Annotated in this window: 14 protein-coding genes; all 14 read left to right on the forward strand. The window is 66.5% G+C overall.

The features are described from left to right. The 14 genes from KHC19_RS24845 to KHC19_RS24910 all read left to right on the forward strand — a co-directional run bounded on the left by KHC19_RS24845 (nt 1) and on the right by KHC19_RS24910 (nt 14,696). On the forward strand, nt 1–615 hold the full coding sequence (locus KHC19_RS24845) for an NADH-quinone oxidoreductase subunit C (RefSeq protein ID WP_213356254.1): 615 nt from the start codon (nt 1–3) through the stop codon (nt 613–615). A 17-nt stretch (nt 616–632) separates the two neighbouring features. Beyond that, nucleotides 633–1,850: an NADH-quinone oxidoreductase subunit D gene (locus tag KHC19_RS24850; RefSeq protein ID WP_213356256.1), complete on the forward strand. Its 1,218-nt coding sequence runs from the start codon at nt 633–635 to the stop codon at nt 1,848–1,850. Between the two features lie 36 nt (nt 1,851–1,886). Continuing rightward, a complete protein-coding gene (nuoE, locus tag KHC19_RS24855) occupies nt 1,887–2,753 on the forward strand; it encodes an NADH-quinone oxidoreductase subunit NuoE (protein ID WP_213356258.1) in 867 nt (288 codons plus the stop codon). 10 nt (nt 2,754–2,763) lie between these two features. After that, nucleotides 2,764–4,065 carry an NADH-quinone oxidoreductase subunit NuoF gene (gene nuoF / locus KHC19_RS24860; protein WP_213356260.1) on the forward strand — a complete coding sequence of 434 codons (1,302 nt, stop codon included), beginning with the start codon at nt 2,764–2,766 and terminating at the stop codon, nt 4,063–4,065. A gap of 9 nt (nt 4,066–4,074) precedes the next feature. Next, nucleotides 4,075–6,153 carry an NADH-quinone oxidoreductase subunit NuoG gene (gene nuoG, locus KHC19_RS24865; RefSeq protein ID WP_213356262.1) on the forward strand — a complete coding sequence of 693 codons (2,079 nt, stop codon included), beginning with the start codon at nt 4,075–4,077 and terminating at the stop codon, nt 6,151–6,153. Nucleotides 6,154–6,165: 12 nt separating this feature from the next. Then, the gene (gene nuoH, locus KHC19_RS24870) at nt 6,166–7,212 is read left to right on the forward strand and encodes an NADH-quinone oxidoreductase subunit NuoH (RefSeq protein WP_213356264.1); all 1,047 of its coding nucleotides are present in this window, start codon (nt 6,166–6,168) and stop codon (nt 7,210–7,212) included. Between the two features lies 1 nt (nt 7,213). Next, nucleotides 7,214–7,477, forward strand: a complete 264-nt coding sequence (locus KHC19_RS24875) for a hypothetical protein (protein ID WP_213356266.1) — start codon at nt 7,214–7,216, stop codon at nt 7,475–7,477. Nucleotides 7,478–7,487: 10 nt separating this feature from the next. Next, complete coding sequence (gene nuoI / locus KHC19_RS24880) at nt 7,488–7,976, forward strand: NADH-quinone oxidoreductase subunit NuoI (protein WP_013166662.1); 489 nt, start codon at nt 7,488–7,490, stop codon at nt 7,974–7,976. 91 nt (nt 7,977–8,067) lie between these two features. Further along, on the forward strand, nt 8,068–8,673 hold the full coding sequence (locus KHC19_RS24885; RefSeq protein WP_213356268.1) for an NADH-quinone oxidoreductase subunit J: 606 nt from the start codon (nt 8,068–8,070) through the stop codon (nt 8,671–8,673). Nucleotides 8,674–8,676: 3 nt separating this feature from the next. Next, on the forward strand, nt 8,677–8,985 hold the full coding sequence (gene nuoK, locus KHC19_RS24890; protein WP_213356270.1) for an NADH-quinone oxidoreductase subunit NuoK: 309 nt from the start codon (nt 8,677–8,679) through the stop codon (nt 8,983–8,985). A 13-nt stretch (nt 8,986–8,998) separates the two neighbouring features. Next, complete coding sequence (gene nuoL, locus KHC19_RS24895; protein WP_213356272.1) at nt 8,999–10,927, forward strand: NADH-quinone oxidoreductase subunit L; 1,929 nt, start codon at nt 8,999–9,001, stop codon at nt 10,925–10,927. Next, nucleotides 10,927–12,441, forward strand: a complete 1,515-nt coding sequence (locus KHC19_RS24900) for an NADH-quinone oxidoreductase subunit M (protein WP_213356274.1) — start codon at nt 10,927–10,929, stop codon at nt 12,439–12,441. The genes nuoL and KHC19_RS24900 overlap by 1 nt, the downstream gene beginning before the upstream one ends. A 45-nt stretch (nt 12,442–12,486) precedes the next feature. Continuing rightward, entirely contained in the window at nt 12,487–13,917 is a 1,431-nt protein-coding gene (gene nuoN, locus KHC19_RS24905; RefSeq protein ID WP_213356276.1) for an NADH-quinone oxidoreductase subunit NuoN, read from the forward strand. A 2-nt stretch (nt 13,918–13,919) separates the two neighbouring features. Next, on the forward strand, nt 13,920–14,696 hold the full coding sequence (locus tag KHC19_RS24910; protein WP_213356278.1) for a biotin--[acetyl-CoA-carboxylase] ligase: 777 nt from the start codon (nt 13,920–13,922) through the stop codon (nt 14,694–14,696). Nucleotides 14,697–14,709 lie beyond the last annotated feature (13 nt).

Here is a 14,709-nt window from a genome sequence, read left to right on the forward strand (position 1 = left end):
ATGGACGAGACGCTGAGAGAGCTGGGGGCGCATATCGCCGAGGCGCTGCCGGATGCGATCGACGAGATCGTCGTCGCCTATGGCGAGCTCACCGTGACGGTGCCGGGCGCCGAGGTGGTGAAGGTGCTGACCTTCCTGCGCGACGACCCGTCCTGCCGGTTCGTCAGCTTCATCGACATTTGCGGCGTCGACTGGCCGAAGCGCGAGAAGCGTTTCGACGTGGTCTACCACCTGCTGTCGCCGACGCTGAATGCCCGTATCCGGGTGAAGGCCGAGACAGACGAGACCACCCCGGTACCTTCGGCGACCGCGGTGTTCGCCGGCGCGCTGTGGTTCGAGCGCGAGGCCTACGACATGTACGGCATCCTGTTCTCCGGCCACCCGGAGCTGCGGCGCCTGCTCACCGACTACGGCTTCGACGGCTATCCGCTGCGCAAGGATTTCCCGACCACCGGCTTCGTCGAGGTCCGTTACGACGACGAGCGCAAGCGCGTGGTCTACGAGCCGGTGAAGCTCGCGCAGGAGTTCCGCAACTTCGACTTCCTGTCGCCGTGGGAGGGGCCTGACTATGTGCTCCCGGGCGACGAGAAGGCTTCTGCCCCCAAAGCCGGTTGAGGCGGAGTAAGACGACCATGAACGCTGCTGTCGGCACCGCATCCGCCACGACGACCGATCCCAACGTCCGCAATTTCCAGATCAATTTCGGCCCGCAGCATCCGGCGGCGCACGGCGTGCTGCGCCTGGTGCTGGAGCTCGACGGCGAGGTCGTGGAACGCGTCGATCCGCATATCGGCCTCCTGCATCGCGGCACCGAGAAGCTGATCGAGACCAAGACCTACGCCCAGGCGGTGCCCTATTTCGACCGGCTCGACTATGTCGCGCCGATGAACCAGGAGCACGCCTTCTGCCTCACCATCGAGCGCCTGCTCGGGGTGGAAGTGCCCAAGCGCGGCCAGCTCATCCGCGTGCTCTATTCCGAGATCGGCCGCATCCTGTCGCACATGCTCAACGTGACGACGCAGGCGATGGACGTCGGCGCGCTCACCCCGCCGTTGTGGGGCTTCGAGGAGCGCGAGAAGCTGATGGTGTTCTACGAGCGCGCCTCGGGAAGCCGGATGCACGCCGCCTATTTCCGCGCCGGCGGCGTCCACCAGGACCTGCCGCGCCAGCTGGTCGAGGACATCCTCGCCTGGATCGACCCGTTCCTGAAGGTCTGCGACGACCTCGAGGGCCTGCTGACCGACAACCGCATCTTCAAGCAGCGCAATGTCGACATCGGCATCGTCAGCCTCGAGGACGCCTTCGCCTGGGGCTTCTCCGGCGTGATGGTGCGCGGTTCCGGCGCCGCGTGGGACCTGCGCAAGGCGCTGCCCTACGAGTGCTATGACGAGCTGGAATTCGACATTCCGATCGGCAAGAACTGCGACAATTACGATCGCTACTGTATTCGCATGGAGGAGATGCGGCAGTCGGCCTACATCATGCGCCAGTGCTGCGAGCGTCTTCTCAAGGAGCCGGGCCCGGTCTCGGCGGTGGACAACAAGATCGTCCCGCCCAAGCGCGGCGAGATGAAGCGCTCGATGGAAGCGCTCATCCATCACTTCAAGCTCTACACCGAAGGCTTCCATGTGCCGGCCGGCGAGGTCTACGCCGCGGTGGAAGCGCCCAAGGGCGAATTCGGCGTCTATCTGGTGTCGGACGGCACCAACAAGCCCTATCGCTGCAAGATCCGCGCGCCGGGCTTCGCCCATCTTCAATCGATGGATTTCATGTGCCGCGGCTACATGCTGGCGGACGTCTCGGCGATCCTCGGATCGCTGGATATCGTGTTCGGGGAAGTGGACCGCTGAGCCGCGGGCTCAGGGGTTCGATCGGAAGGGTACGGCATGTCGGTCCGTAGGCTTGCGCCCAAGGAATTGCAGCCCGAGAGCTTCGCCTTCACGGCGGAGAATCTGGCTTGGGCGGAAAAGACCATCGCCAAATATCCGGCTGGCCGGCAGGCCAGCGCGGTGATCCCGCTGCTCATGCGCGCGCAGGAGCAGGCGGAGGGCTGGGTGTCGGAACCGGCGATGCGCTATGTCGGCGAGATGCTCGGCATGCCGCCGATCCGCGTCTATGAGATCGCCACCTTCTATACGCAGTTCCAGCTGCTTCCCGTCGGCAAGAAGGCGCATATCCAGGTCTGCGGCACCACGCCCTGCATGCTGAAGGGCGCCGGCGACCTGATGAAGGTCTGCAAGAAGAAAATCCATCCCGAGCCCTTCCATCTCAACGAGAGCGGCACGCTGTCCTGGGAAGAGGTGGAATGCGCCGGCGCCTGCGTGAACGCGCCGATGGTGCAGGTGGTGGACGAGGTGTTCGAGGACCTCACCCCGGAAATCCTCGAGGGCATCATCGATGCCTTCGCGCGCGGCGAGAAGCCGGCCGTCGGTCCGCAGAACGGTCGCAAGAGCTCCGAGCCGGTCACCGGTCTTCGCGTGCTGACCTCGCCGGAACTCTATGACGGCTCGATGGTCGGCAAGGGAGCCGGGCTTGCGGCGGCGCGCGAGGCGATCGCCGCCCGCGAGGCAGCCGCCGCCCAGCCCAAGCCCGCCGAGCCGGCCGCCGCCGCGGCTCCGTCCGCGCCGCCGAAGTCCGATCCGGCCCCGGCCAAGCCGCCGGCCGCCGAGGCGGTGAAGGCCGCCGGCAATGCCGACAGCGAGAAGCCGTCCAAGCCCGTGGCGCCGCCCCCGGCCGGCGAGAAGGGTAACTGAGGAGCGAACCATGCTGGCCGACAAGGATCGCATCTTCACCAATATCTACGGCTACCAGGACTGGGGTCTTCCCGGCGCGCTGAAGCGCGGCTCCTGGGACGGCACCAAGACCATCATCGACGCCGGCCGCGACTGGATCATCGACCAGATGAAGGCCTCCGGCCTGCGCGGTCGTGGCGGAGCGGGCTTCCCCACCGGCCTGAAGTGGTCGTTCATGCCCAAGCAGTCGGACGGGCGCCCGCATTATCTGGTGGTGAACGCCGACGAATCCGAGCCCGGCACCTGCAAGGACCGCGAGATCCTGCGCCACGATCCGCATCATCTCGTCGAGGGCTGCCTGATCGCCGGCTTCGCCATGGGCGCGCATGCCGCCTACATCTATGTGCGCGGCGAGTTCATCCTCGAGCGCGAGCGCCTGCAGGCGGCGGTCGACCAGGCCTATGAGGCCCGGCTGATCGGCAAGGACAACGTGCATGGCTGGGACTTCGACATCGTCGTCCACCATGGCGCCGGCGCCTATATCTGCGGCGAGGAAACCGCGCTCATCGAGAGCCTGGAAGGCAAGAAGGGCCAGCCGCGCCTGAAGCCGCCTTTCCCGGCCAATGTCGGCCTCTATGGCTGCCCGACCACGGTGAACAACGTCGAATCCATCGCGGTGGCGCCGACCATCCTGCGCCGCGGCCCGGCCTGGTTCTCCGGCATCGGCCGGGCGAACAATGTCGGCACCAAGCTGTTCGGCATCTCCGGCCATGTGAACACGCCCTGCATCGTCGAAGAGGCGATGAGCATCCCGTTCAAGGAATTGATCGAGAAGCACGGCGGCGGGGTGCGCGGCGGCTGGGACAACCTGCTCGCCATCATTCCCGGCGGCGCGTCCTGCCCGGTGATCCCGGCGGCGGATTGCGAGGAGCTGATCATGGACTTCGACGGCTGCCGTGCCGTGAAGTCCTCTTTCGGCACCGCCGGCGTGCTGGTGATGGACAAGCAGACCGACATCATCCGCGCCATCGCCCGCATCTCCTATTTCTTCCGGCACGAGAGCTGCGGCCAGTGCACGCCCTGCCGCGAGGGCACCGGCTGGATGTGGCGGGTGATGGACCGCATGGCTGAAGGGCGTGCCCAGAAGCGCGAGATCGACCTGCTGTTGCAGGTGACCACCCAGATCGAGGGTCACACCATCTGCGCGCTCGGCGATGCCGCCGCGTGGCCGGTGCAGGGCCTGATCCGGCATTTCCGTCCCGAGATCGAGAAGCGGATCGACCAGTATTCGGCGAACCCGCATTCCGACCCGGTGCCGGTGGCGGCGGAGTAAGAGAGCATCATGGCCAAGCTCATCGTCGACGACATCGAGGTCGAGGTCCCCGCCGAATACACGCTGCTTCAGGCGTGCGAGGCGGCGGGTGCCGAGATTCCGCGCTTCTGCTTCCACGAGCGCCTGTCCATCGCCGGCAATTGCCGCATGTGCCTCGTTGAGGTGAAGGGTGGTCCGCCCAAGCCGCAGGCGAGCTGCGCCATGAGCGTGCGCGACCTGCGCCCCGGCCCGAACGGCGAGCCGCCGGTGGTGCTGACCAAGTCGCCCATGGTCAAGAAGGCCCGCGAAGGGGTGATGGAGTTCCTGCTCATCAACCACCCGCTGGATTGCCCGATCTGCGACCAGGGCGGCGAGTGCGACCTGCAGGACCAGGCCATGGCCTATGGCGTGGACACCTCCCGCTACGCGGAAAACAAGCGGGCGGTCGAGGACAAGTATATCGGCCCGCTGGTGAAGACCTCGATGACGCGCTGCATCCAGTGCACGCGCTGCGTCCGCTTCACCACCGAGGTGGCCGGCGTCGCCGAGCTCGGCGCCATCGGCCGCGGCGAGGACATGGAGATCACCACCTATCTCGAGGCGGCACTCTCCTCCGAATTGCAGGGCAATGTCGTCGACCTCTGCCCGGTCGGTGCGCTGACCCAGCGCCCTTATGCCTACCACGCCCGTCCGTGGGAATTGGTGAAGACCGAATCCATCGACGTGATGGACGCGGTCGGCTCCAACATCCGCGTCGACACCCGCGGCCGCGAGGTGATGCGCGTCCTGCCGCGTCTCAACGAGGACGTGAACGAGGAGTGGATCTCCGACAAGACCCGCTACATCTGGGACGGCCTGAAGACCCAGCGCCTCGATCGCCCCTATGTGCGCGTCGGCGGCAAGCTGCGTCCCGCCAGCTGGCCGGAGGCCTTCGCCGCCATCGCCGCCAAGGTGAAGGGCGTGTCCGGCAACCGCATCGGCGGCCTCGTCGGCGATCTTTCCTCGGTGGAGGAAGTGTTCGCGCTGAAGCAGCTGCTCGCGGCGCTCGGCTCGGCCAATATCGACGCCCGCCAGGACGGCGCGAAGCTCGATCCCTCGCTCGGCCGCGCTTCCTACCTGTTCAACGCCAGCATCGCCGGCATCGAGCAGGCAGACGCGCTGCTGATCGTCGGCGCCAATCCGCGCCTCGAGGCGAGCGTGCTCAATGCCCGCATCCGCAAGCGCTGGCTGGCCGGCAACTTCCCCATCGGGCTGATCGGCGACGCCGTCGACCTGACCTACAGCTATGACTATCTCGGCGCCGGCCCGGATACGCTGACCGATCTCGTCGGCAGCGGCACCTTCGCGGAGACGCTGAAGAACGCCAAGCACCCGCTGATCCTGGTCGGCCAGGGCGCGCTGGCGCGGCCGGACGGCGCGGCGGTGCTGGCTCTGGCGGCGCGGCTCGCCGTGTCGGTCGGGGCGGTGAAGGAAGGCTGGAACGGCTTCTCGGTGCTGCACACCGCGGCCTCCCGCGTGGGGGCGCTCGATGTCGGCGCCGTGCCGGGCGAGGGCGGCCTCGATGCCGTCGCCATGACCAATTCCGGCGGGGCCGACGTGATCTTCGCGCTCGGCGCCGATGAGATCGACATCGCCCCGGGCGCCTTCGTGGTCTATGTCGGCACCCATGGCGACCGTGGCGCGCATCGCGCCGACGTCATCCTGCCGGGTGCCGCCTATACCGAAAAGTCCGGCACCTATGTGAACACCGAGGGGCGGACGCAGATCGCCAACCGCGCGGCGTTCCCGCCGGGCGAGGCGCGCGAGGAATGGGCGATCCTGCGGGCGCTCTCCGACGTGCTCGGCAAGAAGCTGCCCTTCGACAGCCTCGGCCAGCTGCGCGCCGCGCTCTATGCCGCCCATCCGCACCTCGCCCGCATCGACCATGTCGAGGCGGCCGATCCGCAGGCGGTGATCGATCTCGCGGCGAAGGGCGGGGAGACGGCGAGCGCGCCGTTCCACGCGGCCGTGACCGAGTTCTATCTCACCAATCCGATCGCCCGCGCCTCCGCCGTGATGGCGGAATGCTCCGCGCTCGCCCAGAGCCGCCTCGCGGCGGCGGCCGAGTAAGGGGAGGGGAGCATGACCGAGACCGTGACCACCACCTGGTTCGACACCCTCATCCACGTCCTGATCATCGTCGCCCAGAGCCTCGGGCTCCTGGTCGGCCTCCTGATCATCGTCGCCTATGTGCTGCTCGCCGACCGCAAGATCTGGGCGGCGGTGCAGCTGCGGCGCGGCCCGAACGTCGTCGGCCCCTTCGGCCTGTTCCAGTCCTTCGCCGACCTGATCAAGTTCGTGCTGAAGGAGCCGGTGGTGCCGGACGGGTCCAACAAGGGCCTGTTCCTGCTGGCGCCCTTCGTCACCTGTCTGCTGGCGCTGGCCGCCTGGGCGGTGATCCCGATCAGCGACGGCTGGATGGTCGCCGACATCAATGTCGGCGTGCTCTACATCTTCGCCATCTCCTCGCTCGGCATCTACGGCGTGATCATGGCCGGCTGGGCCTCGAACTCGAAGTACCCCTTCCTGTCGGCGCTGCGCGCGGCGGCGCAGATGGTGTCCTACGAGGTGTCGATCGGCTTCGTCATCGTCACGGTGCTGATGTGCGCCGGCTCGCTGAACCTGTCGGCCATCGTCGAGGCGCAGAACGGCCCGCTCGGCATGTTCCAGTGGTACTGGCTGCCGCTGTTCCCGATGTTCGTGATCTTCTTCATCTCGGCGCTGGCCGAGACCAACCGCCCGCCCTTCGATCTCGGCGAGGCGGAATCCGAGCTCGTGGCCGGCTTCATGGTGGAATACGGTTCGACGCCCTACATGATGTTCATGCTGGGTGAGTACGTGGCGATCATGACCATGTGCGCGCTGACCGCGATCCTGTTCATGGGCGGCTGGCTGCCTCCCTTCCCGATCGCACCCTTCACCTGGGTGCCGGGGATCGTGTGGTTCCTGCTCAAGGTCCTGCTCGTCTTCTTCATGTTCGCCATGGTGAAGGCCATGGTGCCGCGCTACCGCTACGACCAGCTGATGCGCCTGGGCTGGAAGGTGTTCCTGCCGATCTCGCTGGTGATGGTGGTCGTGGTGGCGTCGGTGCTGCACTTCACCGGGCTCGCGCCGGGTGCCGGAGGCTGAGATGAACGACATAGCCATGGCGGGGATGTTCGAGGCCTCCGCCGTTGCCTGGATGGGGGCGCTGGTGGGCCTCGCCATCGGTGCCGCGGAATGGTTCGTCCTGCCGCGGCTGATGGAGACGTCGATCCGCGGGTCCCGCGAGGGCCGCAAGCTGAGCAAGGATCAGCTCGAAGGCGTGATTTCCTGGTGGAAGACGGTGATCCGCGTCTTCGCCGTTTCGATGCCGCTGGTGGGCTTCGGCCTTGCCGCGGCGATGGCCGATTGAGGAGAGCGACATGAGATTGGACCTGGCGGCGCGCCAGCTGCTGCTCACCGAGTTCGTCTCGGCGTTCTTCCTGGCGATGCGTTACTTCTTCAAGCCGAAGGCGACGCTGAACTATCCCTTCGAGAAGGGGCCGGTGTCGCCGCGCTTCCGCGGCGAGCACGCGCTGCGCCGCTACCCGAACGGGGAAGAGCGCTGCATCGCCTGCAAGCTGTGCGAGGCGATCTGCCCGGCGCAGGCCATCACCATCGAGGCCGGCCCGCGCCGCAACGACGGCACGCGCCGCACCACGCGTTACGACATCGACATGGTGAAGTGCATCTATTGCGGCTTCTGCCAGGAAGCCTGCCCGGTGGATGCCATCGTCGAGGGGCCGAACTTCGAGTTCGCCACCGAGACGCGCGAGGAACTCTACTACGACAAGGCCAAGCTGCTCGCGAACGGCGACCGCTGGGAACGCGAGATCGCTCGCAACATGGCGCTCGACGCGCCGTATCGCTGAGCGGCAGGGAAGACGGGGTAATGAACGTGACGGGAATAGGCGCTAACGCGGCCGCCGGGCGCGCAGCCGGATCCAAGGGGGAGTGCCGGGCATGAGCCTTGCCGCGCTGTTCTTCTATCTCTTCGCCGGTGTGGCGGTGGCCTCGGCCTTCATGGTCATCGCCTCGCGCAATCCGGTGCATTCGGTGCTGTTCCTGATCCTCGCCTTCGTCAACGCGGCGGGGCTGTTCATCCTGATCGGCGCCGAATACCTCGCCATGCTGCTGGTGGTCGTCTATGTCGGCGCCGTGGCGGTGCTGTTCCTGTTCGTGGTGATGATGCTCGACGTCGACTTCGTCGAGCTGCGCCAGGGCTTCCTGCAGTACCTGCCGGTCGGCGTGCTGATCGGGCTGGTCTTCCTCGCCGAGCTGGTGCTGGTGTTCGGCTCCTGGACCTTCGGCCAGGGCGTGACCGGCGCGGTGGCGGCGGCGCCGTCCGACGTCACCAACGCGGTGCAGATCGGCCGGGTGCTCTACACCGACTATGTGTATTTCTTCCAGGCGGCGGCGATGATCCTGCTGGTGGCGATGATCGGTGCCATCGTGCTGACCCTGCGCCACAAGCCGAACGTCAAGCGCCAGAGCATTCCGGTGCAGAACGCGCGCACCAAGCAAATGGCGATGGACGTCGTCAAGGTGCCGTCGGGCAAGGGGCTCTGAGCCATGGTCATCGGTCTCTCACACTACCTGACCGTGGCAGCGATCCTGTTCACGCTGGGGACGCTCGGCATCTTCCTCAACCGGAAGAACGTCATCGTCATCCTGATGTCGGTCGAGCTCATCCTGCTGGCGGTGAACATCAATTTCGTCGCCTTCTCGGTATTCCTCGGCAACATCACCGGGCAGATCTTCGCGCTGTTCGTGCTCACCGTGGCCGCCGCCGAGGCGGCCATCGGCCTCGCCATCCTCGTGGTGTTCTTCCGCAATCGCGGTTCGATCGCCGTCGAAGACATCAACACGATGAAGGGTTGAGGGAGACCCGGGCATGTATCAGGCGATCGTCTTCCTCCCGCTCGCGGGCTTCCTGATCGCGGGGCTGTTCGGCCGCGCCATCGGCGCACGCGCCTCCGAGCTCATCACCACCGGCCTGCTGTTCATCTCGGCGCTGTTCGCGTGGATCGTGTTTTTCGAGACCGCCTTCGGCCACGGCGGCGGCACCTCGGAGATCTTCACCTGGATCGCCTCCGGCGGTCTCGACGTGAAGTGGGCGCTGCGCGTCGACACGCTCACCGCGGTGATGCTCATCCTCGTCACCACCGTGTCCTCGCTCGTGCACCTGTACTCCATCGGGTACATGCACGAGGATCCGAGCCGGCCGCGCTTCTTCGCCTATCTGTCGCTGTTCACCTTCGCCATGCTGATGCTGGTGACGGCGGACAACCTCGTCCAGCTGTTCTTCGGCTGGGAGGGCGTGGGTCTCGCCTCCTACCTGCTGATCGGCTTCTGGTACGACAAGCCGTCGGCCTGCGCGGCGGCGATGAAGGCCTTCATCGTCAACCGCGTCGGCGACTTCGGCTTCGCGCTCGGCATCTTCGCCGTGTTCATGATGACCGGCTCGATCGGCTTCGAGCAGGTCTTCGCGGCCGCGCCGTCGCTGATGGACAAGACCATCCACTTCATCGGCATCGACTGGCACGCCCCGACCATCATCTGCCTGCTGCTGTTCGTCGGCGCCATGGGCAAGTCGGCGCAGCTCGGCCTGCACACCTGGCTGCCGGACGCGATGGAGGGCCCGACCCCGGTGTCGGCGCTCATCCATGCCGCCACCATGGTGACGGCCGGCGTGTTCATGGTCGCCCGCCTGTCGCCGCTGTTCGAGCTGTCGCAAACCGCTCTCAACGTGGTGATGTTCTTCGGCGCCTCCACCGCGATCTTCGCGGCGACAGTCGGCTGCGTGCAGAACGACATCAAGCGCGTCATCGCCTACTCAACCTGCTCGCAGCTCGGCTACATGTTCACCGCGCTCGGCGCCGGCGCCTATTCGGTCGGCGTGTTCCACCTGCTGACGCACGGCTTCTTCAAGGCGCTGCTGTTCCTCGCCGCCGGCTCGGTCATCCATGCGATGCATCACGAGCAGGACATGCGGCACATGGGCGGCCTGTGGCGGAAGATCCCGTTCACCTACGCCACCATGCTGATCGGCGGCCTCGCCCTGACCGGCTTCCCGTTCACCGCCGGCTATTTCTCCAAGGACGCGATCATCGAGACCGCGTTCATGAGCCACAGCCCGTTCCACACCTATGCCTTCGTGATGACGGTGGCGGCGGCGGCGCTGACCTCGTTCTACACCTGGCGGCAGATGTTCATGACCTTCCACGGTCATCCGCACGATCATCACCACTACGAGCATGCGCATGAATCGCCGCTGACCATGCTGATCCCGCTCGGGGTGCTCTCCATCGGCGCGCTCTTCGCCGGCATGATCCTCTACCCGTACTTCGTCGGGCACGACGTGGAGCACTTCTTCCGCGAGGCCATCTTCATGGGGCCGGACAACAAGATCCTGGAGGAGATCCACCACATCCCGGCCTGGGCCAAGTGGTCGCCGACGGTGATGATGGTGCTCGGTTTCGTGGTCGCCTACTGGATGTACATCGTCAATCCGGCGGTGCCGAAGGGGCTCGCCCGGCGCAACGACGTGCTGTACCGCTTCCTGCTCAACAAGTGGTACTTCGACGAGATCTACGACTTCCTGTTCGTGCGTCCGACCATGTGGCTCGGCCGGTTCCTGTGGAAGCAGGGTGACGGGCGCGTCATCGACGGCTGGGGCCCGAACGGCGTCTCCGCCCGGGTGATCGACGTCACCAACCGCGTCGTGCGGCTGCAGACCGGCTATCTCTACCACTACGCGTTCGTGATGCTGGTCGGCGTTGCCGCCCTGATCACCTGGTTCATGTTCGGGGGGGCGCACTGATGTACGACTGGCCCATTCTTTCGGTCGTCACCTTCCTCCCGGTCGTCGGCGCGCTGCTGATCGTGCTGATGATCCGCGGCGACGACGAGGTGGCGCAGCGCAACGCCCGCTGGGTGGCGCTGTGGGCGACCCTCGTCACCTTCCTGATCTCGCTGCTGCTGCTGTTCGGCTTCGATCCGGCGAACACCGACTTCCAGTTCCAGGAAAACCGCGCCTGGCTGGGCGACATCGCCGCCTACCGCATGGGCATCGACGGCATCTCCATGCCGTTCGTGGTGCTCACCACGCTGCTGATGCCGATGTGCATCCTGGCGAGCTGGGAATCGATCCACTCCCGCGTCAAGGAGTACATGATCTGCTTCCTGGTGCTCGAGACGCTGATGATCGGCACCTTCTCGGCGCTGGACCTGCTGCAGTTCTACATCTTCTTCGAAGGCGGCCTGATCCCGATGTTCCTCATCATCGGCATCTGGGGCGGCAAGCGGCGCATCTACGCCACCTTCAAGTTCTTCCTCTACACGCTCGCCGGTTCGGTGCTGATGATGCTTGCCATCATGGCGATGTACTGGCAGGCCGGCACCACCGACATCCGCGTGCTGCTCACCCACGCCTTTCCGCCAGGCATGCAGATCTGGCTGTGGCTAGCCTTCTTCGCCTCCTTCGCGGTGAAGATGCCGATGTGGCCGGTGCATACCTGGCTGCCGGACGCCCATGTGGAGGCGCCGACCGCCGGTTCGGTCATCCTGGCCGGCATCCTCTTGAAGATGGGCGGCTACGGCTTCCTGCGCTTCAGCCTGCCGATGTTCCCGGACGCGTCGCTCTATTTCGCGCCGCTGGTCTACACGCTCTCCGTCGTCGCCATCATCTACACCTCGCTGGTGGCGCTGATGCAGGAGGACATCAAGAAGCTCATCGCCTACTCCTCGGTGGCGCATATGGGCTTCGTGACCATGGGCATCTTCACCATGACCCAGGAGGGCATCCAGGGCGCGGTGTTCCAGATGGTGAGCCACGGCTTCGTCTCGGGCGCGCTGTTCCTGTGCGTCGGCGTGGTCTATGACCGCATGCACACCCGCGAGATCGCCGCCTATGGCGGCCTCGTGCACCGCATGCCGGTCTATGCGACCTTCTTCATGGTGTTCACCATGGCCAATGTCGGCCTGCCCGGCACCTCCGGCTTCATCGGCGAGTTCCTGACCATGCTGGCGGCGTTCGGCCGCAACAGCTGGGTGGCCTTCTTCGCCGCCACCGGCGTCATCTTCTCGGCGGCCTATGCGCTCTGGCTCTACCGGCGCGTGATCTTCGGGCCGCTGGAGAAGGAGAGTCTGAAGGACATCCTCGACGTGAACCGTCGGGAACTGGCCTCGCTGGTGCCGCTGCTGTTCTTCACCATCCTGTTCGGCGTCTGGCCGGGACCGATCCTGGAGGCGTGCAACGTCGCCGTGCAGGCGATCGTGGCCCGCGCCGACCTGGCTGCCGGCGCCGCCAAGGCCGCCGCCCTGGCCCTGCACTGAGGGGGCTGCCTTGAATAGACCCATGATGCTTGCGGAGCCTGCCCGATGACCTTCTCCCTCGCCGCGCTCGGCCCCGCGCTTCCCGAGATCCTGCTGGCCGTGGCCGCGCTGTTCCTGGTGCTCTACGGCGCCATCGTCGGTGCGAAGTCGGTGGATACGGTGAACGGCCTCGCCCTGGCGGTGCTGTTCGCCGCCCTGGTGCTGGTGCTGCTCGGCCCGTCGGAGCCGGCGGTGCTGTTCGGCGGCTCGTTCCAGGTCGATGCCTATGGCCGTTTCCTCAAGGTGCTGACCCTGCTCGGCTCCGGCGGCGCGCTCGCCATGTCGGTGGACTGGCTGAAGGTCGAGAAGCAGAGCCGTTTCGAATTCGCGGTGCTCATCCTGCTCTCGACGCTCGGCATGATGATGCTGATCTCGGCCGGGGACCTCATCGCCCTCTATATGGGCCTCGAGCTGATGAGCCTGTCGCTCTACGTCATCGCTGCCAACAACCGGGATTCGGTGCGCTCCACCGAGGCGGGCCTGAAGTATTTCGTGCTCGGCGCGCTGTCCTCCGGCATGCTGCTCTACGGCGCCTCGCTGATCTACGGCTTCACCGGCTCGGTGAACTTCGCCCGGATCGCCGAGGCCGCCCATGAGCCGACGCTCGGCCTGATCTTCGGCATCGTGTTCATGTTCGCCGGCCTCGCCTTCAAGGTGTCGGCGGTGCCGTTCCACATGTGGACGCCGGACGTCTATGAAGGCGCGCCCACCCCGGTCACCGCCTTCTTCGGCGCGGCGCCGAAGGTGGCGGCCATCGCGGTGTTCGTGCGCTTCTCCATGGAGGCGCTGCCCAACGTCACCCATCAGTGGCAGCAGATCGTCGTCTTCATCTCGCTGGCCTCGATGGTGCTCGGCGCCTTCGCCGCCATCGGCCAGAAGAACCTCAAGCGCCTGATGGCCTATTCCTCGATCGGCCATATGGGCTATGCGCTGGTCGGCCTCGCCGCCGGCACCGAGGAAGGCGTGCGCGGCGTGCTGGTCTACATGACCATCTACATGGCGATGACGCTCGGCACCTTCGCCTGCATCCTGTCCATGCGCCGCAAGGACGGCATGGTGGAGAACTACGAGGACCTCGCCGGCCTCGCCCGCACCAGCCCGGTGAAGGCCTTCATGCTGGCGGCGCTGATGTTCTCGCTGGCCGGCATCCCGCCGCTCGCCGGCTTCCTCGCCAAGTACTATGTCTTCCTGGCGGCGATCCAGGCCGGGCTCTACACCCTCGCGGTGGTCGGCGTGCTGGCGAGCGTGGTGGGCGCCTTCTATTATCTGCGCATCGTCAAGGTGATGTATTTCGACGAGCCGGCGACTCCCTTCGAGCCGATGCCGGTGGAACTCAAGGCGGTGCTGGCGGTCTCCGGCCTGTTCACGCTGCTGCTCTTCGTCTATCCGGCACCGCTGCTGGCGGCAGCGGGAGTGGCGGCGAGGGCGCTCTTCTGAGAATGGCCGCAGACAGAGCCGCCACACCGATCATCCGCTTCGACGAGATCGGGTCCACGAACCAGGAGGCGCTGGCCCGGGCAACCGGTGCCAGCGCCGGTTCCGTTCTGGCGCCCTGCTGGTTCGTGGCCACGCGCCAGACCGCGGGTCGCGGCCGGCGCGGGCGCCCCTGGGACTCGCGGCCGGGCAATCTCTACGCCTCGCTGCTGCTGGTGGACCCGGCGTCGCCCGACCGCCAGCCGGAGCTTTGCTTCGTGGCCGCGCTGGCGCTTTATGACGCGGTAAGGGCGGTTACCGGCATCGATCCCTTGCGTATCGGCGTGAAATGGCCGAACGACGTGCTGATCGACGGCGGGAAGCTCGCCGGCATCCTGCTGGAAGGCGCGGTGCTGGCGGATGGGCGCGGCGCCACGGTGATCGGCTTCGGCGTCAACTGCGCCCGCAGCCCCGAGGACACGCCCTATCCGACGACGAGCCTGACGGGTAGCGGCTTTCCGACCGCGCCCGAATCCCTGCTGGTGGCGCTGGACGCCGCCATGCGGGATCGTCTGGCGCAGTGGGAGCGCGGCGAAGGCTTCACGCGCACGCGGGAGGCCTGGCTGCGCTGCGCGATCGGCCTCGGGCGCGGGGTGACGGTGCGGCTGCAGGGGCGCGAGACGGAAGGCATATTCGAGGCGCTGGATTTCTCCGGCGCGCTGGTTCTGCGTCGCCCGGACGGCGTACGCGAGACGATCCGCGCCGGTGACGTGTTCCCGTCCTCGGCGGGGCATCGGGCATAGACGGGCGATGAAA

Origin of the sequence: Ancylobacter oerskovii (assembly GCF_018390555.1) — a bacterium.
Lineage (GTDB): Bacteria > Pseudomonadota > Alphaproteobacteria > Rhizobiales > Xanthobacteraceae > Ancylobacter > Ancylobacter oerskovii.

Coding starts and splice junctions, on each gene's coding strand:
- nuoE (WP_213356258.1), top strand. CDS start 1,887: ATGTCGGTCCGTAGGCTTGCGCCCAAGGAATTGCAGCCCGAGAGCTTC.
- KHC19_RS24875 (WP_213356266.1), top strand. CDS start 7,214: ATGAACGACATAGCCATGGCGGGGATGTTCGAGGCCTCCGCCGTTGCC.
- nuoL (WP_213356272.1), top strand. CDS start 8,999: ATGTATCAGGCGATCGTCTTCCTCCCGCTCGCGGGCTTCCTGATCGCG.
- nuoK (WP_213356270.1), top strand. CDS start 8,677: ATGGTCATCGGTCTCTCACACTACCTGACCGTGGCAGCGATCCTGTTC.
- nuoF (WP_213356260.1), top strand. CDS start 2,764: ATGCTGGCCGACAAGGATCGCATCTTCACCAATATCTACGGCTACCAG.
- nuoH (WP_213356264.1), top strand. CDS start 6,166: ATGACCGAGACCGTGACCACCACCTGGTTCGACACCCTCATCCACGTC.
- nuoN (WP_213356276.1), top strand. CDS start 12,487: ATGACCTTCTCCCTCGCCGCGCTCGGCCCCGCGCTTCCCGAGATCCTG.
- KHC19_RS24845 (WP_213356254.1), top strand. CDS start 1: ATGGACGAGACGCTGAGAGAGCTGGGGGCGCATATCGCCGAGGCGCTG.
- nuoG (WP_213356262.1), top strand. CDS start 4,075: ATGGCCAAGCTCATCGTCGACGACATCGAGGTCGAGGTCCCCGCCGAA.
- KHC19_RS24885 (WP_213356268.1), top strand. CDS start 8,068: ATGAGCCTTGCCGCGCTGTTCTTCTATCTCTTCGCCGGTGTGGCGGTG.
- nuoI (WP_013166662.1), top strand. CDS start 7,488: ATGAGATTGGACCTGGCGGCGCGCCAGCTGCTGCTCACCGAGTTCGTC.
- KHC19_RS24850 (WP_213356256.1), top strand. CDS start 633: ATGAACGCTGCTGTCGGCACCGCATCCGCCACGACGACCGATCCCAAC.
- KHC19_RS24910 (WP_213356278.1), top strand. CDS start 13,920: ATGGCCGCAGACAGAGCCGCCACACCGATCATCCGCTTCGACGAGATC.
- KHC19_RS24900 (WP_213356274.1), top strand. CDS start 10,927: ATGTACGACTGGCCCATTCTTTCGGTCGTCACCTTCCTCCCGGTCGTC.